Here is a 24087-nt window from a genome sequence, read left to right on the forward strand (position 1 = left end):
AATTTAGCTGTGGCAGGAAAAGAGCGACAACCACTAACCCCTCGATTCCCCGATGATAGCAGACCGTCAGTGGGCTAGCGCTATTGCTGTCTATTTCTTGACGCTCTGCCTAGCGAGGGGTTCCCCGCAGCTCTCATAATGGTAGCGGGATGCGAGAGTGGGAGAGTGGGAAAATCTTTACTTCTGCCATCTTCCTTCTTGCCTCAACATCCATCCGTTAAATCCCGTACACTGCTTAGTTGCTGAACTTCCTTCTTCCTTCACTCTCGGAATAGTCTTTCAAAGAGTGTTCCGAGTTGGGTCGAGCAAGCGCGACTGTCGAGATATTTCGGGTTTGCCGCCATTTTTTGCTGGATTCGATCGCGGTAGTGCCGGCGCAGTTCTGGGTTGGTTCCCAGTGCTATGCTGAGCTCTAAATAAGACTTCTCGCTGTCTGCTACCAGTTCCGGAATTAGCAGTTCTTCGAGCACTGCGGCTGATTGTCGCGATCGAGTTGTTTGCCCTTTTCTTACCACTATAGGCAATCCGACCAACAGGGGTTCTGCCGCATAGCAGGCACTGCTGTATGGATAGGAGTCTAAATATATATCAGCCAATTCCAGACATTTTATGCAATCGGCGCGAGATGGCAGTGCTTTAATCACAACTAAGCGCTTTTTGTCAACCCCAAATTCGGCAAAGAGCGATCGAATTTGTTTGTAAAAAGGCACCGTCGGATAGTTTTTATTGTGGGAACTAAAGGGATACAAAACTAAAATAGAATTTGGTACCGCCGCAATAATTTTTGCCCAAGTTTCTCTCAATTCTGGGATAATTGTAAAAGCTTGAGCGCCGGACATGAACACTACAGAGTCCTCGGTGGCTCCCCAACTGCTGCGAGTCGGTTCAACTTGGGCAGGTGCTGATTCTACAGTATAGCTTAAACAAACTCCCGAGCCTTTTAAAGTAATTAATTTTTCGCGATACTCTGCTGCTGCACCTGCAGGCAATGTCAAATCTCCGGCAAGGAAATAATCGATATTTCGGCTTCCGGTGGTTGCGGGGGTTGATCCACCGGTAGCTATTTGCACCCGCGCTAGTCGGTGCAGGCACAGGAGGGCGCTTGGTTGAGAAGTGTCGGTGGTATTGGTGCAGATTAGCAGAATATCTAAATCGTGCGATCGCATTTCTCCAACTTGATTGGGCAAATCTTCGGACAGTTGCACCAGTTTGTCGGCGCAATTTTCGCAATATTTCCTCAGTCGCTCGTCTTGTACCTGGAAATGGTACACGATAATTTCAAATTGGCTTCTGTCTAAATATTCAAAAGTCGGAATTGCAGCACGAGTCTCGGATTCATCACTAATTTTATCAAGCAAAAAGCCAACTCGGATTTTAGTTCTTTCAGGTTCTCTCTGAGGAAAATTCCCTTCTATTTGACAGCCGACATTTTTCTTCAAATAAAATTCCAGAATATCAGCTCGCTGACTCAATATATTGAGCAGATTGACCTCGCTCAAATACAAAGCTTGAAAACTAACATTTTTCGCAAGAAAAGGCGCCAAATAACGCCAAACTTCTGAATCTGGAAAACTGGCGATATTAGCAGCGACATACTTGATTAACTGCTGAAAATATTCAGAGTACCTTTCTATTTCCCAGTTTTGTTTAAAATAACCGGGACACTGAAAGATAAATTTCAAAAAGTCGTCAAAAAACCACTGGGGAATTGCTGCATTTTTATACTCAAGTGGCAACTGATAAGCGTCGCGGTACAGCATCGCTGCGAGGAGATATTGCATCTTATCGGCAATTTCCCCTCCTTCAGCAAGTTTCGAGGATAACTGCTGGACAAAACTTTGTTCTTCCTCAGTTAAAGTTTCAGTTTTGAGGGCGCTATCTAGGAGCAACTTATGAGCTTTACCCATGTCTTTCAAGTAAGCACTTTCTAATTTTTTCGCTGGCAAATTCAGCCAATATTCAGCTAGCTGTTGGCGGTATGGGCGCAGGGCGAGAAGAGGCTGTTTTGAGGGGAATTTATTGTATTGATCAAGCAGTGCTGACAATTCCGATAAACCCGGCTGGGTTCTCAATGCCAACTTTTGGCGGATTGTCTGTTTGATTTGTTGATTCAAGAAACTGTAATCAGGACTATTTAGTAGTTTTTTGTAAAATCTGACTACATCCTTATGATTTTCCCCAGCCGCAAAGTTTTTCCAAGTTTGTTGTTCGGGATGAATCCGCAGTGAGGACAGTTTTTCGTCTACAAATCCGATATGATAGTTGCCCATGATTCGCCACCACATATCTAAGTCTACATACTGAGATAATCCCGAATCAAATAATCCTATTTCTTCAAAGACTCGCGCGGCAATTAAGACGGTACTCGGTTCGCCAATTTTGTTTATCGGGTTGTTCAAGCAGTTAGTATCGGCCAGTAATTCTTTTCCGGGCTGAATAGACTTTAAATTTGACCAACTTTTATGCAAATCTTTAATGGATTGGGAAGCTAGGCGCAAAATTGGGTTAGATTCATTGTCAGCTATGGTGATACCACGCGGGGAGAAAACCATACCTATTTCTGGGTTTTGTTGGGCGACGGCGACCATTTTCTCAATACATTCGGGTGCGAGCAAGTCGTCTTGAAACAGAAATTTAATGTATTGGCCTTTTGCTTGGGATATGCAAAAGTTCCAGTTTTGTGATAAGCCGTAGTTGCGGTGCAGGATGATGCGGAAATCGACTGACGTTTGCGATTGGAATGATTGGGCGATCGCAACTGTTTCGTCTGTGGAGCCGTCGTCGGATATAATCAGTTCTATGTTAGGGTAGGTTTGGGCCAAAGCACTGTTGATGGCTTCTCCAATAAATGCTTCTCCGTTGTATGTCGGAATGCAAATGCTAACCTTCGGCTGCCCGTTTTGTAGTTCTGCTTGGGATTGATTTTTTTGCTGTGATGGTGGCAACTCAGCCATAATTTTGGCCGACTTAGCTTTGGCTGTTCCTGACAGAGGTATGCTTTGAAAGTTATCGGTAATCTCGAGAATATATTCGAGACGTTTTCTAATTTTATTACCTGTAACTTGCGGGTGAAGTAAAGTCTGAATTTCCTCAGCAGCTATCGCTCCAACTTGCTGAGCTTCCCGGTAATTGTTAAAGACGTACCGCATTAAATAAGCAGCGTGCTCGACATCCACTTCTGCCCAAACATTGCCTTTTTTGTAGGGCCCGCAATCTTTCTCAATTGGGATTAACTTATACTTGACTAAATAGCTGTTGCCGACATTCATAAATTCTGTATTTGATGAATAGCCGGTGGCAATTACGGGTTTGCCGTAAAACATGGCTTCAGCCATTGTTAAGCCAAATCCTTCGCAGCGGTGCAGGGATACATAACAGTCGCAATTGTAGAGCAAACCGTTAAGTTTATTTTTGGACAAATAGCCGTCTAGATGTTTGATATTTGAATTATTGGCTATGGCTGAGTTTAAGGATGCTGGCGCCGCTGAAAATGTGTGGGAATTAGAAGATTTGATGACCAATAATACGCTGTTATCTTCCCCAAAAGCTTGTTTAAAGGCTTGAATTGTCGCTAAAGTATTTTTGCGCTCGATGCGACTAGAAAAGTCGAAGACAAACAAGAAAATAAATTTATTTTTCGGTAAATTCAGTGCTTCTCTGTTCAGGGAAGGTGCGGGGAGAGCAATACTAGGCATGATTTTGATAACGGGAATTGGCGCAAGTGCAGAAATTGCCTCGGCGCAATAGTTGCTGTAAGTCCATATTTCGTGAAAGTGATTAAATGCTGGCTGCCATTCTGGGGGAAAGGCGGGAAGTTCCCAGGCCCAAAAGCCGATGTTGTATTTGTTTTCAAAATAGGTGGAACCTGTATGTTTGATAAACGTTGCAACTTCATCGGCGTTGACTTGAATTAAGTTTACGGGATAGGGATTATCTTGGCTAAAATTTTGATAGGTGGTGTCTTTCTTGCGGTGGGGACTGCGGGTAAAATTGTTTATGGCGAAGGGAATCCCGGCGGCTTCTGCAGCCCTGATATTTGCTCGGACACCTTCTCCTATGCCAAATTCGCCGTTGATGTAGCCGGCGATATTCATTCCTAGATTAGGGTTCATAGTTTCTAATGTATTTAGCACAGTGTAGTGTGGATTTTTTGAGAAAAAGCAGAATTAATTGATCAGCTCAATTGCGCTAAAAAAGGGTAGGCTAGAGAACAAATTATAATTTTGCTGAATATTTGCTAACATATAGCAATCCTGGAGGATTGGTGAATAAGATTTAAAGGAAACGGTCTTAATGCAGACCAAGAGAAGAGAAAAGAAAAAAAGTTCGCAATAGAGAATTTAGTGCTTGACAAAGATAGCGATCGCCATTGTATACTGGCATCGCAATGCTAACCTTCGGCTGGTTGTCTGTCGGCATGGGTTGCTCTGTTTTATTTTACGATAAACTAATCAGGAATTTTAGAGAAAGTGATCGATCGCGCCAACCACGACTTCTTGAAGCTGCTACCGCCGGATGCTAAAGTCATTGTCGAAATTGGCTGCGGTACGGGCTCGACGGGCGAACAGTACAAACTGATCAATCCCCATTGTCAGTATATTGGCATTGAATGCGATCGAGAAAAAGCTAAAATTGCAGTCGATCGGCTAAACTGGGTGACAGTAGCCGATATTGAAGAAATTACTCTCGAAAGTCTCGACATCGCCCCAGGAACCGTCGATTGCTTAATTTTCGGCGACTTGCTACCGTATCTCAAAAACCCTTGGGAAGTCCTCAAGCAGTACAGTGCTTTGCTGAATCCAGAGGGGCAAATTCTCGCCAGAATCCCTAATGTTCAATACTGGCGGCGAATTGTCAATCTGCTGCGGGGACAGTGGGAGAATCCCGACAGTAAGATGCAGCACTGGTTTACCCTAGAAAGTATTAAATCACTATTTGCTCAAGCCGGATTGCAGGTTTACGAATTTCAAGGGAAGGGACACAAAACCGAAAATTTTGTCCACTTTCAGGAATTACTGCATCCAATGGTAAAGGCTTTAGAGCTCACATCGAGCAGTTTTGCTACGGAAACTGGTGCTGAACATTATATCGTGCGATCGACCAAATCGACCGTACCTGCGCGCAGACTGCTGATTCAGACTATCATTATGGCTCCTACAGGGTGCGATCGCGTGCGAGTTTTGGAACCGGACAAATTTAGCGCCACAATTCCCGGTGTCCGCACCGTATCCGGCGTGAAAACAGCAGGATTAATTCCCCCTCTGCCGGAAGAAGAAAAAGTTTTCATCTGGCAGCGGACAATCATGCAATATCCTGCCTACATTCCCCAACTCAAAGAACTCCTGCAACAAGGCTATTTAATAGTAGCTGAAATTGACGACAATCCCATCCGCCGCCGCGAATATGCAGATAATAATTACCTCAGCTATCGCGGCTGTCACTGCGTTCAAACTTCTACGGAACCGCTAGCAAAAATTTTGCGGTCTTACAATCACAATGTTGCGGTATTTCCCAATCAATTAGCTTATCTACCTCCGCCGCGAATTTATCCGGCAGAAGATACAGTCACAATTTTTTTTGGTGCACTCAACCGCGAAAAAGATTGGCAGCCGATTATGGCGGCACTCAATCGCGTTTTAGTGGCACACAAGCACCGGATTCGAGTTAAAGTAATCCACGACCGAATTTTTTTTGAATCCTTGAAAATACAGCAAAAAGAATTTGAACCATTTTGCAGTTACGAACGGTATCAAGAAATCATGTACAGTTGCGATATAGCTTTGCTGCCGCTTGTTTCCAACCCGGTTAACGAAACAAAATCCGACTTAAAATTTATTGAATGTGCAGCGCGGGGAGTAGCGGTGCTGGCAAGTCCCACCGTGTACGAACATTCGATAGTCGAAGGTGAAACCGGATTAATTTATAGATATGAAAAAGAGTTTGAAATTAAGCTGAATTCCCTGATTTCTGACACTTCTCGGCGCCGGGAAATAGCCGCGAATGCTTACGAATGGGTGCGCGACAACCGCTTGCTGTGCGGGCACTACCGACAGCGGCGAGATTGGTACTTACAGATGCGAGACGAGTTGCCACGTTTAAATGCTGAGTTGCGCGATCGCCTGCCGGAGTTATTTGGTGACTAAATGCGGTAAGATTTATAGGGTTATTGTGCGATCTTACTGTTTTATTGTTTAATTTCTAATTGTTACTCCACACCAATGCGAATTCTATTCACTATTGCTCACTTTTACAATCCCAGCGGCGAGGGGAAACACGCTTCCCAGCGAAATGATCCGCAACCACGACTGAATGCTTTAACCGCTTGCGTGACAGCGCTGCAAGCTTTGTACGGCAAATCCCAGTCCATGATTGACATTAGCGAATGTGCAACTATCCCAGCAAATCAATCTCAACAGCACGAAATTGACATTGTTGTTTGCACTACTCAAGGTTATCATCTGTTGCCCCAACTGCCAGTGCAGCCCAGATGTTTTATGCACCACGCTACCAAATGCGAACCGCTGCTTTTGGGGTTTGAGTGTCAAGCAGTTTTGCGAGCGTGTCTAGACAAATACGATTATTTTTGTTATTTGGAAGATGATTTAATTCTGCATGATCCGTGGTTTTTTAGTAAATTAAAGTGGTTTACGCATCACGGGGGAAATGGGAATTTGCTGCAACCTAATCGCTATGAAATAGCGCCTAAAGGCGCGGTTTTTAAAGCATATGTTGATGGTGATTTAGCAGACTCAGCGACTTCTCCCTTTCAAAATGTAGAGGAGCAGCGGCAGTTAATGGGAAAAATCATGGAACAAACAGTCGCTTTTGAGCGGGCTTTGAATCCTCATTCCGGCTGCTATTTTTTGAATGCGGAACAGATGGCACACTGGGCTAAGCAGTCTCATTTTTTGGACAGAGATACTAGCTTTATCGGCCCGCTGGAAAGTGCCGCGACTTTAGGAATTATGCGGACTTTTAGAGTTTACAAGTCAACTCCTTCCTATGCTAACTTTTTGGAGATTCAACATTTTGGAACGAGTTTTCTGAATTTGATTGGTAATAAGGTGAGGGTGCCACAAGCATAATGAGTGGCTGGGTTGGGGCGGGTTTTGTGTTAATATTGTCTGCTGTTGGTTCGGATTGTGGACTCGGGTACGCCTCTAAAGGCTTCGGATATATAACAACGCATCAACTGATTATTCTAGGGATGCAAAACATCGCCGATTTTAACTGTGCCGCTGTTGATAATTTTGGCTAGAACTCCAGTTTGTGCGTGACCGAATTCCTTTTGCAGTAAACTGAGTAGGGAAATATCCCGATCGCCTGTTTCTGGATTCACTTCTATATTGACACAGCGATTGATTCGTGCTGTAACTTCTATGCGCGCCGTGCCTAATTGAAACTGTTTTCCGATCAACTCAAATTCTGACCAAGCTGCCATACCTTCTAGCACAATGTTCGGGCGAAATCGACCCACGTCAATGTTTTGAAGAGCGATTTCTGTTAATTGGTCTAATGTGGCTTGACTGAGTAAAGAGATGTGTACGGGTTCTCGATCGGGATAACGAGTTTCGCCACTGGTGTCGCCGACTAAATGCAAAGGTGCAAACTGCGGGTGTCTCGCTTCTTTTGTGGATTCAATTGCCGCCAGATATTCTGTGAAAAAAGTGCCGATGCGATCGCGCCCCGCTGCTGTGTTCGTTGCTGCGGATAACACTTCAACTCCTTGACGCTTGACTGTTAAAACGGTCGTTTCCGGTTGATAATCACATTCTAAAGCTGCTAACAGAGGCCAATCATTTTGAACGGCAAAATGTTTTTTGCTCATCCAAGGCACATTATCTGCGGGCATCTTTGCAGCTTCAAGATTATCTGCAAACATTAAGGCAAAAGCTCGATCGCCCTTAATTCCGTGTCCTGCTGTTAAAGCAAACTCCGACATTGCTTGGGGTGTCAGCCCTTTAATTGGATAAATAAATAACTGTTTTATTGTTGCAGATATCATAAATTTTAGGAAGTTACTACAATTTTAAATCTCACTCTTGTCCCCCCTTACTCAGGGGGGCTAGGGGGGTAGAAGCTATTTCACCAACCCTTAATAAAATTGCTATAAAAACCAGATTAAGCTAGCAATTCATAGCGGCGGATATCTGGAGGCCCAACGGCCAAACCGTCTAATTTCTGCACGGCGTCTTGAATGTGAGTTGAACCGAGATGTAGTTCCAGCAAATCTGCACTTTCCCACTCTTCAACGAAGGTAAAATCTGTGGGATCGGCTTGATTTTGCAGGAGTTCGTATTTGATGCAGCCTTTTTCTTTGCGAGTGGGCTCCATAATGCTCAGCAGCAGAGATTTAAGTTCTGCTACTTTGTCAGGAAACGCGACGAGGCGGGCGACTACTCGCAAGGTTGTTTTGGACATAGGAGAAAAAAGTAACAGATAGGACGATCGAATTTACCGATTTTTATTTGGCAAACTCAACAATAGAGGATTTTACTTAAAATAACCTACACAGGTCGATCGGTCAACGGCAGTAAAATCAATGCTGGGTGCGCTTAAGTCTCAGAAACCCGGTTTCTTGCCAAATTCTTCGTTACTAAGCGCACAGCCTCGTAGAAACCGGGTTTCTTGAGATATTTTGGCAAATACCGGCGGATCTCAATCTTTGGGATAAAATCGCTTGTTTTCTGTAGAATATTCCCAGGCCAGATCCTCCGGGTCTTTTTCGCGGCTCCACTGAGCAAACTCCGGCTTAAGTTTCCACTTGCCGATCGTGGTTGCGTGAACTTTGAATCGGCGGGAGAGTTCCGTCTGGGTAAAAGAGATTTTGGGTTTTCCAGGAGTCTTGGTTTGAGTAATGGGGAATAAATTTGGTTTTTTATCTTGTGCTTTTTCCCGATTGGTGGGAGGCTCTTGAACAGCTATTGCCGCATTAGCTGTTTCGCTTGGAGTGACAGTTGGAGCTATTTGAAAATAATACAAAATTCCGCCTTGTTCCGTCACTTCAAAATCTGCGGCAAACTCAGAAGCTCGTTCATCGAGATACTCTTGAACCTTTTCTCCGGGGAGTTTCGCATTCATCGCCAAATCCAAAGCCGTAACTCGTCCTTGATTTTCCTTGATCAACTTATAGAAAACCGAGTCTAAATGAGCGAGTTTATGTTTTTGCTGCTGCTGGTAGAGCCTGCAAGCCCAAGCAATGCCCGCTGTGGTGGCGATCGCCCAAAACATCCTTCCCGACTCGAAACTGGCAACCGCCGTCAAGGAAATAGGCAAAAGCAGGGTAAGATATCCCCAAATGCTTCCCTTCTTTAGGTTATTGCTGTTTTTGACCATAGTTCCTAAACAGGTACGTAGTTTAGCTTAGTAGAGCGTGTCTGAATGCCGCGAAAGTTTTACGACAGTCGAGATCTCGGCTAATCGCTGACGCACTCTACCACAAAATCCCAGAATCTACTTTTTTTGCAACCGAGGGTTCATGTACTTTTTTCGCAAACAGATTGCCATCCTGCTGATAGTTGTTGCTTGCTGTACGCTGACGATTAGTTGCAGCGATAGCCGAGCTGTCCAGTGTACTAAATTTACTGAAATTGTCAACAAGGGCAACGCTCTCCTTGATGTTGATAAAGACAGCAACGATGCTGCAACGACCGACAATTTAGCTAAAAATTTGAACCTGATAGCGAATGAACTTGAGGATCTGCGAATAACAGATCCAACCCTCAAAGAAATTCAGGAGCCATCGGTTAAATCCTTTCACGAAATTAGTCAAGCACTCGGCGACATAAGCAAAAGTCTTCAGGCTGGAAATCTCGCTTCTACAAGTATAGAAGGTCGAGAGCAAATCCAAACAGCTCAAGCCGATATTATTAGAGCAGGCCAACAGGCGAATCAAGCAGCCGCAAATCAAGACGCTTTGACTAGCAAACTGATTAATTATTGTAAGAGCGAGCGCTAAACCCTAAGAGTTTTGAGTTGGGAGATTGCAACGCGAACCTCAACAGCGCACAGGGGGTGAATGAATCTGAGGAATGCCTCGCCTTCAGCTAGTATCTACCCATTTCCAATTACCCCTTTCCAATTACCCAGTTTAGTGATGAATTTCTAGATTCAAAATATAGCGACCGAGTTGCACTTTTTCCGACCACAACTCGTATTCTAACTGCAAGTGTTCCGGTTCCGGCTTTCCTGTCAGCGTCAAGTTGCGGGTGAAGTTGCGGAGTCGCAACTGTTCGGGAGTCGCCAGCGATTCGCCCTGAAGCCAATAACGGCTCAAGCCGTACATTCCTCGTTCCCAGCAGTGTCGGTAACTGTATTTGCCGTTTCCTTGCATAGTCATAATGACTCGATAGGGTGAAACTTCTAGCCAGAGCAACCGGGGTTTTGTAGTTGGGGGTAAGATTGTAACTTGCTCGGCCGATTTGTCGGAGTCGTCGGAAAATTCGCGATCGATTATTGCTGGTTCGTGCAACAACAAGTGAAAGCGATCGCGGTCTTTTTGATAAAGGGTAGCACCGGTTTCAACGAATGACCACAAAGGTAAATCTGTGGATACCAGCGATAAACTTACAGGCTTGCGGTGATGGGTCAGCATAAATAAAAGTTTAGGAGTTGTTGTGAATTGGGCGGTTTGAGATTTGAGATTTTAGGCTTTATATTTTAGATTTTAGATTAGCTGGGTTCCAAATTCCGGAGCTTTTGCTTAAAAAAATGAAAAATCTACAACTTGCCATCGAAAATCTCAAATTGTTTAGTCATAATTCAATCATCAGGTTGATAACTGAGATCACGACATGAAATCTACGCATATACACGGATAATATTTGTGAAATTAATGTGAAATTAATGTGAAATCCGTGGGGTTGCGTCCGTCCTCCCTTGTCGCCGATAACTGACAGCAGAGTCTGCGGGCGAGTTTAATCAGCCTTTAAGTTAACCGGACACATTGGGAAAAAACCCGCAGGCCGTACAAAAGACGACTGACTTAGGACTGGGAAAAAGGTAGGATAGCTAACGCCATCCAATCCTAGTTTATCTCAATGCAAGCTAACATTATAACTACTACGCTTCTTGACAAAAGCCAAACTTTAAGCATTCAAAAACCGGCCTCGGGCTTGTCACTGGTGGGGAGGATTCGAGTTCCGGGCGATAAGTCGATTTCTCACCGAGCTTTGATGTTGGGTGCGATCGCCCAAGGTGAAACTACTATTGAGGGACTACTCCTAGGGGAAGACCCCCGCAGCACGGCTAAATGTTTCTCGCTCCTGGGAGCCAAAGTTTCTGAACTCAACGCGGAACGGGTGACAGTCCGGGGTGTCGGAATTGGCGAGTTAGAGGAGCCTGTGGAAGTCTTGGACGCTGGTAATTCCGGCACGACGATGCGGCTGATGTTGGGAATTTTAGCTTCTCATCCGGGGCGTTTTTATGCAGTAACGGGTGACAGTTCTTTGCGATCGCGCCCCATGTCGCGCGTCATTAAACCGCTGCAACAAATGGGAGCGCAAATTTGGGGTCGAAAAAGCAATTCTTTAGCTCCTTTAGGGATACTCGGACAGCAGTTAAAACCGATTCACTACCATTCTCCGATCGCCTCGGCTCAAGTTAAATCTTGCATTTTGCTCGCCGGTTTGATGGCAAGCGGAGAAACTACAGTCACAGAACCCGCTCTGTCGCGGGATCACAGCGAGCGGATGCTGCGAGCGTTTGGAGCTCAATTGAGCGTCGATCCAGAAACTTGTAGCGTGACAGTTACTGGGCCGACACAACTGCAAGGGCAGAATGTGATTGTACCGGGGGATATTAGTTCGGCGGCATTTTGGCTAGTTGCTGGGGCGATCGTCCCGGGTTCGGAACTCGTAGTCGAAAATGTCGGCGTCAACCCAACCCGTACAGGCATTTTGGAAGCTTTGGAGATGATGGGCGCCGATATTGAACTGCAAAATCAGCGAGAGGCGGCTGGGGAACCGGTAGCGGATATTTTGGTTCGCAGTTCCGGCCAATTGCGGGGATGCACCATTGCTGGCGACTTAATTCCCCGACTGATTGACGAAATCCCAATTTTGGCGGTAGCGGCGGTCTTTGCGTCGGGTACTACAATAATTCGAGATGCGGCCGAGTTGCGAGTCAAAGAGAGCGATCGGCTGGCCGTGACTGCTGCAGAACTCAACCGCATGGGAGCCAAAATTTCCGAGTTACCCGACGGTTTAGAAATTACCGGGGGAACTCCTTTGACCGGCGCGGATGTTGACAGCTACACCGACCACAGAATAGCGATGAGTTTGGCGATCGCAGCCCTCAACGCCACAGGTATTACTAACATTCACCGGGCAGAAGCTGCTGCCATTTCCTACCCCGACTTTACCGCCACTTTGCAACAAGTTTGCCATCCAAATTGAGAGGGGGAGAGCCGGAGAGCGGGAGATTGGGAGAGGGAGGAGTGCGAGATTGGGAGAGGGGAGAGTGGAAAAAATCTTCTTTATTCATTCTTTCTTCTTCATTCTTCCTTCTTCCCTCTTCATTCTTCCTTCTTCCTTCGTTTAAGAATCTTTACCTACAACTTGTTCTTTTAAAGAATCAATTTCCGTTAACAACTCTTGGCGGTTAGAAGCCTTGAGCAGATAGCGGTAAACAAACCAACCCGTATATCCCATCCCAATCAACTCAAAAACTGGAGCTACCAAAGGGACATCATTAAGAGCACCTAAAACTCCCAGCATTACCTTAATACTAATACCGCCTGCCAGAATTAAACCAAGAGTTATGAGGGGCTTTTGGTAGTCAGCAAAAAAATTGGAGACATAGGTTGGAAGTTCCGACAAAATTGTCAGAACTTGGTCTTTAATATCTTGGAACTGGCTCGTCGTTGTTTCTGGGGTTGTCACTGTAGTCATGACCCCCGGTTGGTCAGGCACCAGGTCTACTGTGACGACTTCAGTGACTGTTTGTGCGTCGTCAGAAAAGTTAGCTTGTGTCATTTGATACTTCCTCCGGTGTCAAGTACAATTGCAGGCTTTGAGTGGCTGCCAGTATAATTCTCCGGCAATTAGCACAGCATTCGCGCTGCCGGGACTAATTGATGAGACTAAGGCAGAGCTTCACAAATTGCAAGCAAAAATAAGGATAAGACTTGATTGTAAACAATTTCCCCCGTTGCCAAATCGGTCTTTTGACTCATTTTTTCACTTGCTCAAGGTCGATTTGATTGGGGCAAGGGCGTCCTTGTTCAAAGTCGGTGATATTGGCGATCGTGGTGTCGGCGATATTTTTCAAAGCTTCCTCGGTGAAAAAAGCTTGGTGTCCGGTAATCAGGACGTTTGGAAAGGTCAGCAAACGCTGAAAAACGTCGTCTTGAATGACCTGATTTGACAAATCCTCAAAAAACAGATCCGTCTCTTGTTCGTACACATCTAATCCGAGGTAGCCAATTATACCCGACTTCAGACCTTTGGTAACAGCTTTAGTGTCAATCAACTGCCCGCGGCTGGTATTGATCAGCATCATCCCCGGTTTCATTTGCTCGATCGCCTCTGCACCGATCAAATGGTAAGTTTCCGCCATCAGGGGACAGTGAAGGCTGACAATATCAGAGGTGGCGAACAGTTCCGGGAGTGCGACGTATTCCATGCCTAGGGCGAGGCAATCTGGGTTTTGGGAAACATCGTATCCCAGCAGGCGACAGCCGAATCCGTGCAGAATTTGGGCAGTAATTGCGCCAATCTTGCCAGTCCCGACGATTCCCACCGTTTTGCCGTGGAGGTCAAAACCCAACAAGCCATCTAGGGCGAAATTGCCTTCGCGGACGCGGTTGTAGGCCCGGTGGATTTTGCGGTTGAGGGACAAAATCAGAGCAACTGCGTGTTCGGCGACGGAGTAGGGAGAATAAGCCGGAACTCGGAGGAGAGTTAGATCTAAATCCTTCGCTGCTGCTAAATCGACGTGATTGAATCCGGCCGATCTCAGGGCGAGCAAGCGGACGCCTTTTTCGGCGATCGCCCCGAGCGTTTTCGCGTCCAAGCAGTCGTTCACGAACGCGCAGACGGCCGGAAATCCAGCAGCCAAAACGCTGGTTTCCAGGGTCAGATGCGGTTCAAAAAAAACGAACTCGTGTTGACCGCCGACATTGGCTGCTGTCAGAAAAGTGCGATCGTAGGATTTGGTATTAAATACGGCTACCTTCATGATTTTTGCCTGCAAATCCAGTAATAGTTGGGAATTCTTTCCAGATTAACTCTAAATTTTACTAGAACGCCCTTGCCCCAAAAAACCCAGTTTTTCTGAGAAATATTGAGTTTCGCAACGGTAGCATCTCTGAAGACACTAAATTTTTAGCTTTAGGGCAAGTCCTGCTTAATTTTTTGAATCTAATTGCTTAGACTGTAGTAAAGCGCGATCGTTAATTGCTAACTTTTTAGGAGAAACTCAGATGCCAAAACACCTCAAAAATATAATTCATGAAATTTTAGAAACCTCAGAAAGCCGCAATTTATACAGCTTAGCAGATGATATTGTTATTACAGGTTTGATTTTGATAAACGTCGGAGCTTTTATTGCTTCTACTTCGCCCACTTGGTCGCAAGAACACCAATCGATTTTGGAGAATATCGAAATAGTTTCATCCTTAGTATTTACAATAGAATATCTTTTGAGGGTGTGGGTATGTACAGTAGATTCCAGATACAGCCACCCGCTTTTGGGAAGATTGAGATACGCTCTTACACCGCTAAGTCTGATAGATCTAATTTCAATCTTACCTTTTTACTCCTTGCTGTTATTTCCGAGTTTAAACTTCGTTAATTTAATTCGCCTCCTGCGCTTGTTGCGCTTGCTAAAAATGAGCCGTTATTCAGAGTCCGTCCGAACTCTGGGATTAGTATTGTACGCTAAAAAAGAGGAGTTAATGGCCACTGCATTTGCAGTTTTTATTCTGTTAATATTTGCCTCTAGCATCATGTATTTTGTGGAACACGAGGCGCATCCAAAAGCTTTTGGGAGCATCCCCGATGCAATGTGGTGGGGAGTTGTGACATTAACTACTGTTGGTTACGGCGATATTTATCCAATCACTCCTTTAGGCCGATTTTTAGGAGCAATATTAGCATTTTTGGGAATCGGAATTTTTGCGTTACCTGCGGGGATAATTGCTGCGGGTTTTTCCGAGGAAGTGCAAAGGAGAAAGCAGGAAAAAATGGCAGCAAATTTAGAGCAATCTGCGAATTATCAATCGGTCAAAAGGCTGGCGGAAATCGAGGTCGGGTTTGAACAAAAGCAAAGGGCGATCGCACTTCACATCGAAAGTTCGTCCGAGTTGATGAAAATGTGTGTTCAAACGGCGAAACAGAAGTTAGGAAGTGATTTTCAAAATGAACAAATTCTTCGTGATTTAGCTATTCATCTGTACAAGGAAGCTGTTAGCAAATTTGATCTGTAATTCGAGTTAGATATTATACCTCTGGCAAAACTCGCAAACAATCTTGAAATCATCTGCCTTGCATCTGCGGTTTCCCGAGCAATCAAAGATTTATGTAATAACTCTATTGCCTTTCATATCATGTCCTGTAAAATAACCGTTATCAGGTTTGTAGAGAGGAATAAAATCCTCAATACAAACCAATAAATAATTACCAATCTGGCGGCAAATTGTAATATTCGAGAGTTGATTTATCTGCCAGCAAATCTTGAGTTTTTCTGTCAATTTTAATCTCACCATCCGCCAAAACTAACGCCCTTTGAGTCGTTTTCCCGATCCAATTCAAATTGTGAGAAGCGATCAAAATTACCTCGATCGGCAATTGGGACAAAACCTTAGCCAAGTGACGCCGCCACGAGGGATCGAGCCCGTTAGTCGGCTCATCTAAGATTAAAATTGCCGGCTCTAATGCTAAAATTGCTGCCAAGGCTGCTAACCTTCTTTGACCTCCCGAAAGTTCGTGGGCTGAACGGTTGGCAAATTCTACTAAACCGAATTCGTCTAATAGGGCTAAAGCTCGATCGCGCGCAACTCCTGGCGGCACTCCGTAATTGCGCGGCCCGAACGTTACATCCTCCAAAATAGTGGGCATAAATAGCTGGTCGTTAGCGTCTTGAAAGCAAAATCCAATCTGCCTGCGCGCCTGCGATAAAGTCGCCTCTTCCAGCTTTTTTCCCTGCACTCTAATCTCGCCGGATTGAGGCATTTTTAATCCGATTAAGTTTTCGAGCAAAGTGCTTTTACCAGCACCTGTCAGGCCGAGTAGAGCCACCCTTTCTCCGGGGTGCAAAGTAAAAGAAATTCCCCGCAATACTGGCTTTTGCTCGGGATAGCCAAATACTAAGTCTTGCACTTCGATTGTTGGTGCGGATTTGAGATTAGTCATCCGATTTTAGATGTTAGATTTTAGATTGAATAATTTCAACTCGTTACCAGGCTCTGCCTGGGAACGCAGATCCGGAGGCTCTGCCTCCACTTTTCCTCCGCAAGAAGCGAGGCAGAGCCTCTGAAGCTCGATTCCCAGACAGAGCCGGGGAACCAGTTAAATGCCCAATGCCCAATTACGAATAACCGTAAGAAGCTATTGTTAATCCGGCTGCTATTAAAATTGCTAGTGTCAGCCAGAGTCGCTCTTTAGGTGTCGATTTTGAGTCGGCGGGCAAACTTCCTTTATAGCCGCGAATTAGCATGGCTGCGTGTACTCTTTCTGCGCGATCGAGACTTCGCAAATAAAGCGCTCCGATCATGGAAGCACTGGCGTAACGCAGCCATCCTCCCGTACCGGACAAGCCCCGGAGTTGGGCAGATATTTTCATGCGGTTGACTTCGGCCAGCAGGATTTCTAAGTATTGTCCTGTTAAAAGTACAATCTCTTGCAAACCTGCTGGTAGGGGTAATCCTTTGAGGGCGATTCCGAAACTGTGGGGTGGCAAAGTTAGCAGAAAACTGTTCATAATTAACAGGCAAATTAGGGAACGCAGCAACAGAAAACTGGCACGTTCCCAACCTTGGGGCAGCACTAATAAGGAGAGAAAAAGCAATTCTGCTCCCAACAGTTGCGCTAGGGTTCGCACCGGAGCCCTGAGCCAAAACGACCAAAAAAGTGCGATCGCCCCATAAATTCCCAGCCACAGCCAAGCGCCTGTCTTCAGAAAACCCATGCCAATCACAATTGTGAGAGACACTCGCAATCGAAAAGGTATGGAGAGTTTAGACATCTTTAGGTTTTACCACCAACTGAGCAATTCCAAAAGCCGCGCCGAAGCTGAAGGCAGACCCTAAAAGTCCAGCAATGCTAGTACCAATAGGCTGTTCTTCTAATCCTTTAACTGTGTAATCTGCTAAAGGAGTGGGATTTTCGATCGCCACAGCTTCTTTATCTTTAAAGCCGTATTTTTCGGCTACCGCTTCTAACCCGTCAGGCCAACTTGAAGCGAACAGCGAAAGCACCCCCGAAATTAATAACACTCCGATTACTGGCACTACCCATTTCTGCAATTGTGGCTGTTGTCCCGGCAGTAAATCCGGCCGCACTTTGACGAGATAAGTTAAAACGCCACCTGTAATTACCCCTTCGCCAATCCCAATTAAAATATGTACGCCTACCATTGCGGGCAATGCGATATTGAGCCCTACTGTTCCAGAAATTGCCAACTGGATCGCCACAGAAATCGAAGCAGCCACAACGCTAAGGGCGGCTGCAATCCCTGCTGCTAGCGGCAAACGATTTCTGGAACCTCCCAACAGTCGCTGCAACGGCTGTAACAGCCACCAGCCGACCCAAATGCCCACTAGCCCCATATTAAAAATATTGGCTCCCAGGGCGGTGATGCCCCCATCCGCAAACAAGACGCTCTGGATTATAAAAACTGTGCTCATCGCTAAAGTTGCCGCCCAAGGGTTCCCCAAAACCACGGAAGCTAGCGCCCCTCCCAACAAGTGGCCGCTGGTGCCTCCGGCTACGGGAAAGTTGATCATCTGGGCTGCAAACACGAAAGCAGTAGTTAAGCCCATGATTGGGGCTTGCCGCAGTCCAAGACTGGCGCGGGTTCGATTCAGGGCAACTGCAATTACTGCTGCACTTGCTATGCCGGTGGCAACGGCTACTGGCGGTGAAAGAAAACCATCAGGTATGTGCATCGATCTATCCCAAATGAGAGAAGTTCCAACTCTTTAGTCAACTATTTTTTACAAAAATTTAAAACCCCCTCTGGGGGCATTAATGCGATCGAGCGATCGGGGGATTGGCAGCGGGCGATCGCTTATTTGATATAGATTACCGCCTCAGGGGCAGAATTTTGAGGATGAAAAATTTTACATTAAATAATCCTGAAGAATTATTCGGATATTTTACCGACCACCCTCACATTGAAGCTTTTTGATAAGGATTATCAATATTTGTTTACAGATTTAACTCCAAAATTGTATTCACCGTCAAGCTCAAACAAGAATATTAAAAAAATATAAAGAATACACTGAAAATCTCTCATTGGTTTTATTTTCACCTGTTGAGAATAAATAGTATTAAGTTTTTGACGACCGCAACAGTGAAATTAGCAGATAGCTAGTCACAGCCAAAGTATTGCGTTTATAGAAACTAAAAAGTCCGAATTATTGCTAGTTCATATAGTTAGCAGTATGTTTGCGGTTGTCGATCGCGCTAATGTGCGATCGGCTCTGCCCGCACGAGCTGCATTATCAAGAAACTCAAAATACTAATCCACTTATTCTCAAGTAATTTTCCGGGCATCCTACAGGAGGTTTGCCAGTGGTACAACGCTTAACCCAAGACTCAACTACCGATTTAGTGGCCTCTGAATTTCCCAAACAGTTAGATATCGCTCAAGTTTCCATCTACCGGCTGATCTTTTTATCTGCTGGTTTATTTCTGTTTTTACCTTTAGTTAACTTATTGCATCCGAGCCCTTGGCACCAGTAGATGGGAACTATTCACGGCCTGGGTGCAATGTTGGCATTAGTGCTAATGGTTTATACAGGACATCTAGCATTTCCATTGTTGCGGGGTGTCCCTAAAATCGTGCCGCAAATGCGTACATTAGCCTTTTGCTCAACTCTTTTGAGTTTTTTGGCCCTTGCTACTGGCAATTGGGCTTATATGCGGTATCGAGCAGGCATAGATTTCGGCGGAGCTAGAGCAGCGCTGAAAGAAAACTCTCGTCGGAGCTAGAGCAGCGCTGAAAGAAAACTCTCGTCTAGCGCAGTACGTTTTGATGGAATATCACGAATTTAGCGTACTGTTTACATTGCCTTTAACAGTAGCTTGTGCGTGGATTTTGTGGAACTATGGCGACGCAATTTTAGAGAAAAAAAATCGCTAAAACTAGATGAGCTAGCTCTGAAAGTCTACGATCGCATCGATCAAAGTTGGCAAACTAGCCCTACGTTCAATCAAAATCTAGTTTATCGAGTCACTACAAGTCAAGATGGGGCGATCGGCAATTTCGAGCCTCCCAATCAACCAGCCAAGGATTACAGCCAAGAAACTCCTTTGCCAAATCTGCTGAAATCTTCCGAAACTAGCAGCAGTAACAGTGCAGCACCAGTCGCTAAGTTTACTGTAGTGTTTGCTCCTACGGGAACCTTAGAAGTTAACCCGTAACTCACATACAACATCTGTCCGGTAAAGTGCGCCATCAGCACCTTACTTTTCATTTTTAACTTAAATGTGATATTATAAACAGCTCCCTCTAAGGCATTCTACATCTAAAACAACCAATGAAAGAACTTGACGACAAAAAAACCCAGGAACTGCTATGCACCATCATGGAATGGGAACTAGCAGGTGTCGTGCGCTACACCCACTATTCACTAATGGTGACAGGGCCAAACCGGATTCCCATCGTGCAGTTTTTTAAAGCACAAGCAACGGAATCCTTACTCCACGCCCAACAAGCAGGAGAAATTCTCACCGGTTTAGAGGGGCATCCCAGTCAGAAAATTGCTCCCATCGAAGAAACCTACAAACACTCGGTGAAAGACTTGTTGGAAGAAAGTTTAAATCACGAGAAAAAAGCGCTGAAAAAGTATAAATCTTTACTTGAAGTCGTGGGCGGCTCCAGCGTTTATCTGGAAGAATATGCCCGCAATCTAATTGGGCAAGAAGAATTGCATCAAGTAGAACTGAAAAAAATGCTGCGTGATTATAGTTGATTTAATGATTAGTTAGTTGTTATTGGTTATTGGTTATTGCTTATGAGTTAGTTGTTATTTCCAATGACCAGTGACCAATGCACTCTCCCCCATGCCCCATGATTATAAAAAATGAATTTTAGTGAAGCTGTACCGACTTTTGTAATTACCCTGCGCGAAGGCGTAGAAGCCGCCTTAGTCGTCGGAATTGTACTAGCTTGCCTCAAAAAAGCCGAGCAAAGTCACCTCAATTCTTGGGTTTATGCAGGTGTCGCAGCCGGCATTGCTGCTAGCGGTTGTGTGGGTGTTCTATTCAATGGATTGCTGGCAGCACTATCAACATCAGAGCAGACTTACGCACCAGTAATTAAACAGCTATTAGAGGGCGTGTTGGGCATTGTGGCGATCGCAATGCTAAGCTGGATGCTAATTTGGATGACTCAGCAAGCGCGCTTTCTAAAAGCTGAAGTTGAAGGGGCCGTTACAGCAGCTTTGACAGAAAATACCAATGCCGGCTGGGGCGTATTTGGCTTAATTTTTATCGCGGTACTGCGCGAAGGTTTTGAAACAGTTATATTTGTCAGCGCTCAGTTTCAACAAGGTTTGAGTCCCGCTTTGGGAGCTTTGGGCGGTTTGACTGGGGCGGCAATCATTGGCGCGCTACTGTTCAAGTGGGGTGTCAAAATTGATATCCGCCTGTTTTTCAAGTTTATGGGAATTTTGTTGCTGTTAATCGTGGCAGGTTTGGCAGTATCGGCGCTGAAACATTTCGATCAAGCTGCTGGGATTTTGTCGCAGATGAATAGCAAGTATGCAGCAATTTGTGTTTATTACGATCGCCTCGCACCAGTCCACTCTTGTATTTTAGGGCCTATGGTGTGGAATGCAGCGGCAATTTTGCCCGATCGACAATTTCCAGGAGTGCTTCTCAAAGCACTGTTTGGATACAGAGATCGACTTTATCTCGTCCAAGCAGCGGCTTACACAATATTCTTAGCCACCATCGGCGGTCTTTATTTCCAAAAATTAGGATCTAAGGCGACTCTTCCCACCAAAAATACTCAGCCAGCTCGATCGCAAACTCGCCCTCAGTAGGTATGCAAGCGGTTGTTATCGGTTGTTTTCCTGATTCCAGGGCGAGAAAAAAATTAGTCCCACAGGCAAAAAAGTGACCAAAAATTGTCAGGTTGCGGGAGTTATTATTTGACTTTTATATGATATCATTTAACGATGGCAATATTGTTTATTTATTTTATAAATACTTTTATTAGTATTATTTAATAATACCGTCAATACCCCAACAAAGCAAGCCTTACCCCCTCAAAAAACACAAAAATTTTATAAGCAAAATTAACTAACTTAAAAAATTTACAGTTAAGGGTTAACAGGGTTATGCAAAACGCGGACTACCGTTAGGGCGATCCTGTGAAGCCCCAGGCGCACCCTGCAAAAGTTAAGGCTGTTCTTGCCGACCAAAAATCTCCCCCCAGCAAGATTTTTGGTCAACAGTTTTCTGATAAGCCCTCTTAGGGCTTATAATTAGTACAAGAATATTTACAGAGCCCCGAAGTTCTTAATCAACCTTATAATCCTTAATGAAGCTTAAAATTAAAAAATTGTTCGTTAAAGTTACCTGGAACCCCCAGAAGGCTGTAGGATCTGCCATTCGGTTAGCGGTGAGATAAATAATGATGCCCCGGATACTTGTTATTGATGATGACGCGGCGATCGCCGAACTCGTAGCCGTCAACCTAGAAATGGCTGGCTATGAAGTCACCCAGGCAGAAGACGGCATCAAAGGTCAGGCACTAGCCATACAACTGCTCCCCGACCTGATCATGCTAGACCTCATGCTGCCTAGAGTAGACGGATTCACCGTATGTCAGCGTTTGCGGCGTGACGAGCGTACCTCAGACATTCCCGTCTTGATGTTGACAGCCTTAAGTCAAACTCAAGATAAAGTAGAAGGCTTCAACTCCGGCGCCGACGACTACCTGACCAAACCCTTTGAACTAGAAGAGATGCTAGCCCGAGTGCGAGCTCTACTAAGGCGCACAGACCGCATCCCCCAAGCTGCCAAACACTCCGAAATTCTGAATTACGGCCCGCTGACCCTTGTCCCCGAAAGGTTTGAAGCTGTTTGGTACGCTCAGACAGTCAAACTGACCCACCTAGAGTTTGAGTTGCTGCACTGCTTGCTTCAGCGCCACGGTCAGACAGTTTCTCCCAGCGAAATTCTCAAAGAAGTGTGGGGTTACGACCCCGACGACGACATCGAAACTATTCGTGTACACATCAGACACCTGAGAACCAAGATGGAACCCGATCCCCGCCATCCTCGGTACATCAAAACCGTATACGGGGCCGGCTATTGCCTGGAGTTGCCCAACAACGAGCAAGTAGCTGAAGAAACCAAATCCTCTGCTTGAGCTAGCGCGCCAGATGCAACAAGCAGTTAAAAATCCCGCGAGAAAAGCCTGAGAACAAATGCTCTCAGGCTTTGTTGTTTGGAGTTTGAGATGAATATGTCAACAAATAGGCATTAACTCTCTGGATTCGGAAAAAAACAATGGCGCACCCCCCTCTAACCGTACTTTTAGAGATGCTTGTCCATAGGAAAGTACCGGATTTCTTTTTCCCCCTTGTCTTTTCCGAGAAAATTGGATCGCTACTTAAACAATACTCTAGCCATAATACTCTTTAATAATATTATTTATCAATAAATTTAGAAGTATTCCTTTAGCTGCTATTTTTGCTAACGAGAGACCAAACTCTGCTCAAGCGCCAAAAACAGTCCTAATCGTGATAGAGCGATGTTTTTTCCTACTGATTTACATACCTGAACTCAAATCAGTGAAAATTTTTCTCAAATACCCCTTGACGAAACTACTAAAATTGTTGATTATCTATATCAATAACCTGCAATCGCTTAAAACTCCCCTGACATCTTTCTCAAGAGGTAAATGGCCGTGACCAGCATGGCAAAAAAATCCTTCCCAGCCGAAGGAAAATCATTTTCCTGGTGGGTAGGCAACGCCCGCTTAATCAACCTTTCCGGCCGTTTGCTCGGTACCCACGTCGCCTACGCCGGCCTCATCGTCTTCTGGGCGGGAGCCTATACCCTATTAGAGCTTTCCCGCTTTAACCCAGAATTGCCCATGTACGAACAAGGCTTAATCCTGTTGCCAAACCTAGCCAGACTCGGCTTGGGCGGGGGTGCGGGAGCCAAAATTGTCGATACTGATCCGTACTTCGCCGTTACGGCGATTCACCTAATCAGCTCAGCCTTTCTAGGCTTCGGCGGCATCTTTCACTCTCTCAAAGGGCCAGCAACCCTCGAAGCAAGAACTTCTTTCTTTGGCTACACATGGGAAGACGCATACAAAATGACCACCCTCTTGGACATCCGCCTAGTTTTGCTGGGTGTCGCTACCTTCTTGTTGGGGGCCAAAGCTATGTATTTCGGTGGTTTATGAGTTTAGCTGACGGATATTTCCTAGTAGGAGCAGTTGCTGTGTTGATTCGGTTGCAGGAAAAAGGGTTGACACGGCTGACGGGTTTGCTGACGACGCTGGCATTGATTTGGATTGGGGCGATCGCCCTTTTTGTTGGCGATCGCCCCAATCTGGAAAAAGACAAGTCATTCTATTGGCATAAAACTCCCCAAGATGGGAGTTTATTCCCGAGTGGTTTTGTCATCGGTGACACCTCTGCAGCTTTTCTCGGCTATTTGCTGCTAGAAAATATTTCTCCTATAGATGCCATTGTTCGAGGTTTTGTCAATTAACTACTCTGCTTGCGGTTGACATCGGTCGATCGCAAGCCCGGAGAATTAGGAATTGCGAAACAGACTTTCATCCGCCGACTTGCTGAAAACCTTTCGTCGCTGTTACAGCGCAGTTACACACAGAAAATCGATGGTGCAATTCCTATTTTTTACCTACAAACGCCGTTCTGATTTCGGTCAACCT

Annotated in this window: 21 protein-coding genes and 1 pseudogene; 12 read left to right on the forward strand and 10 right to left on the reverse strand. The window is 45.3% G+C overall.

The genetic code is table 11. The features are described 5' to 3' along the window. Positions 1–260 precede the first annotated feature (260 nt). Positions 261–4112 (reverse strand): glycosyltransferase, encoded by a 3852-nt coding sequence (locus D0A34_22260; GenBank protein ID UNU21199.1) that lies wholly within the window; start codon positions 4110–4112, stop codon positions 261–263. Positions 4113–4469: 357 nt separating this feature from the next. Here D0A34_22260 and D0A34_22265 point away from each other — a divergent pair, with 357 nt between their 5' ends. Together D0A34_22265 and D0A34_22270 are read left to right on the forward strand one after the other, a co-directional pair. Beyond that, a complete protein-coding gene (locus D0A34_22265; GenBank protein UNU21200.1) occupies positions 4470–6143 on the forward strand; it encodes a methyltransferase domain-containing protein in 1674 nt (557 codons plus the stop codon). Positions 6144–6218: 75 nt separating this feature from the next. Continuing rightward, positions 6219–7085 (forward strand): calcium-binding protein, encoded by an 867-nt coding sequence (locus tag D0A34_22270; GenBank protein UNU21201.1) that lies wholly within the window; start codon positions 6219–6221, stop codon positions 7083–7085. A gap of 116 nt (positions 7086–7201) precedes the next feature. Here the strand turns inward: D0A34_22270 and D0A34_22275 are convergent, their stop codons facing one another. The 3 genes from D0A34_22275 to D0A34_22285 form a co-directional block, all read right to left on the reverse strand. Beyond that, positions 7202–8005, reverse strand: coding sequence for an MOSC domain-containing protein (locus D0A34_22275; protein UNU21202.1), 804 nt, complete (start codon positions 8003–8005; stop codon positions 7202–7204). 116 nt (positions 8006–8121) lie between these two features. Next, positions 8122–8421: an antibiotic biosynthesis monooxygenase gene (locus D0A34_22280; GenBank protein UNU21203.1), complete on the reverse strand. Its 300-nt coding sequence runs from the start codon at positions 8419–8421 to the stop codon at positions 8122–8124. Positions 8422–8658: 237 nt separating this feature from the next. Then, positions 8659–9336: a hypothetical protein gene (locus D0A34_22285; GenBank protein UNU21204.1), complete on the reverse strand. Its 678-nt coding sequence runs from the start codon at positions 9334–9336 to the stop codon at positions 8659–8661. A gap of 142 nt (positions 9337–9478) precedes the next feature. Here D0A34_22285 and D0A34_22290 point away from each other — a divergent pair, with 142 nt between their 5' ends. After that, complete coding sequence (locus D0A34_22290; protein ID UNU21205.1) at positions 9479–9958, forward strand: hypothetical protein; 480 nt, start codon at positions 9479–9481, stop codon at positions 9956–9958. A 132-nt stretch (positions 9959–10090) separates the two neighbouring features. On the opposite strand, the gene D0A34_22295 is transcribed toward D0A34_22290, so the two are convergent. Further along, complete coding sequence (locus tag D0A34_22295; protein UNU21206.1) at positions 10091–10594, reverse strand: hypothetical protein; 504 nt, start codon at positions 10592–10594, stop codon at positions 10091–10093. Between the two features lie 445 nt (positions 10595–11039). Here D0A34_22295 and aroA point away from each other — a divergent pair, with 445 nt between their 5' ends. Next, positions 11040–12395 (forward strand): 3-phosphoshikimate 1-carboxyvinyltransferase, encoded by a 1356-nt coding sequence (gene aroA, locus D0A34_22300; protein UNU21207.1) that lies wholly within the window; start codon positions 11040–11042, stop codon positions 12393–12395. Positions 12396–12536: 141 nt separating this feature from the next. Here the strand turns inward: aroA and D0A34_22305 are convergent, their stop codons facing one another. Together D0A34_22305 and D0A34_22310 are read right to left on the reverse strand one after the other, a co-directional pair. Continuing rightward, positions 12537–12974, reverse strand: a complete 438-nt coding sequence (locus D0A34_22305; GenBank protein UNU21208.1) for a hypothetical protein — start codon at positions 12972–12974, stop codon at positions 12537–12539. 196 nt (positions 12975–13170) lie between these two features. Further along, a complete protein-coding gene (locus tag D0A34_22310; protein ID UNU21209.1) occupies positions 13171–14178 on the reverse strand; it encodes a 2-hydroxyacid dehydrogenase in 1008 nt (335 codons plus the stop codon). A 244-nt stretch (positions 14179–14422) separates the two neighbouring features. Between D0A34_22310 and D0A34_22315 the strand changes: the two genes are divergently transcribed. Continuing rightward, entirely contained in the window at positions 14423–15427 is a 1005-nt protein-coding gene (locus D0A34_22315) for an ion transporter (protein UNU21210.1), read from the forward strand. Positions 15428–15617: 190 nt separating this feature from the next. On the opposite strand, the gene D0A34_22320 is transcribed toward D0A34_22315, so the two are convergent. The 3 genes from D0A34_22320 to D0A34_22330 form a co-directional block, all read right to left on the reverse strand. Continuing rightward, a complete protein-coding gene (locus D0A34_22320; GenBank protein UNU21211.1) occupies positions 15618–16352 on the reverse strand; it encodes an ABC transporter ATP-binding protein in 735 nt (244 codons plus the stop codon). 175 nt (positions 16353–16527) lie between these two features. Further along, a complete protein-coding gene (locus D0A34_22325) occupies positions 16528–17184 on the reverse strand; it encodes an energy-coupling factor transporter transmembrane protein EcfT (protein UNU21212.1) in 657 nt (218 codons plus the stop codon). Then, positions 17177–18106: a cobalt transporter gene (locus D0A34_22330; protein UNU21213.1), complete on the reverse strand. Its 930-nt coding sequence runs from the start codon at positions 18104–18106 to the stop codon at positions 17177–17179. Before D0A34_22330 ends, D0A34_22325 begins: the two co-directional genes overlap by 8 nt. A 628-nt stretch (positions 18107–18734) precedes the next feature. Between D0A34_22330 and D0A34_22335 the strand changes: the two are divergent. The 7 genes and pseudogenes from D0A34_22335 to D0A34_22365 all read left to right on the forward strand — a co-directional run bounded on the left by D0A34_22335 (position 18735) and on the right by D0A34_22365 (position 23903). After that, a pseudogene (locus D0A34_22335) lies at positions 18735–19302 on the forward strand (hypothetical protein). After that, positions 19263–19586 carry a hypothetical protein gene (locus D0A34_22340; protein ID UNU21214.1) on the forward strand — a complete coding sequence of 108 codons (324 nt, stop codon included), beginning with the start codon at positions 19263–19265 and terminating at the stop codon, positions 19584–19586. The pseudogene D0A34_22335 and the gene D0A34_22340 overlap by 40 nt, the downstream one beginning before the upstream one ends. Positions 19587–19702: 116 nt before the next feature. Next, complete coding sequence (locus D0A34_22345; GenBank protein UNU21215.1) at positions 19703–20137, forward strand: bacterioferritin; 435 nt, start codon at positions 19703–19705, stop codon at positions 20135–20137. A gap of 111 nt (positions 20138–20248) precedes the next feature. After that, positions 20249–21211: an FTR1 family iron permease gene (locus D0A34_22350; GenBank protein ID UNU21216.1), complete on the forward strand. Its 963-nt coding sequence runs from the start codon at positions 20249–20251 to the stop codon at positions 21209–21211. Positions 21212–21807: 596 nt separating this feature from the next. Then, complete coding sequence (locus tag D0A34_22355; protein UNU22416.1) at positions 21808–22545, forward strand: DNA-binding response regulator; 738 nt, start codon at positions 21808–21810, stop codon at positions 22543–22545. Between the two features lie 549 nt (positions 22546–23094). Beyond that, entirely contained in the window at positions 23095–23592 is a 498-nt protein-coding gene (locus D0A34_22360; protein UNU22417.1) for a photosystem antenna family protein, read from the forward strand. Further along, positions 23484–23903, forward strand: coding sequence for a hypothetical protein (locus D0A34_22365; protein ID UNU21217.1), 420 nt, complete (start codon positions 23484–23486; stop codon positions 23901–23903). The genes D0A34_22360 and D0A34_22365 overlap by 109 nt, the downstream gene beginning before the upstream one ends. Positions 23904–24087: the final 184 nt, after the last annotated feature.

This window comes from Microcoleus vaginatus PCC 9802 (assembly GCA_022701275.1).
GTDB lineage: Bacteria > Cyanobacteriota > Cyanobacteriia > Cyanobacteriales > Microcoleaceae > Microcoleus > Microcoleus vaginatus_A.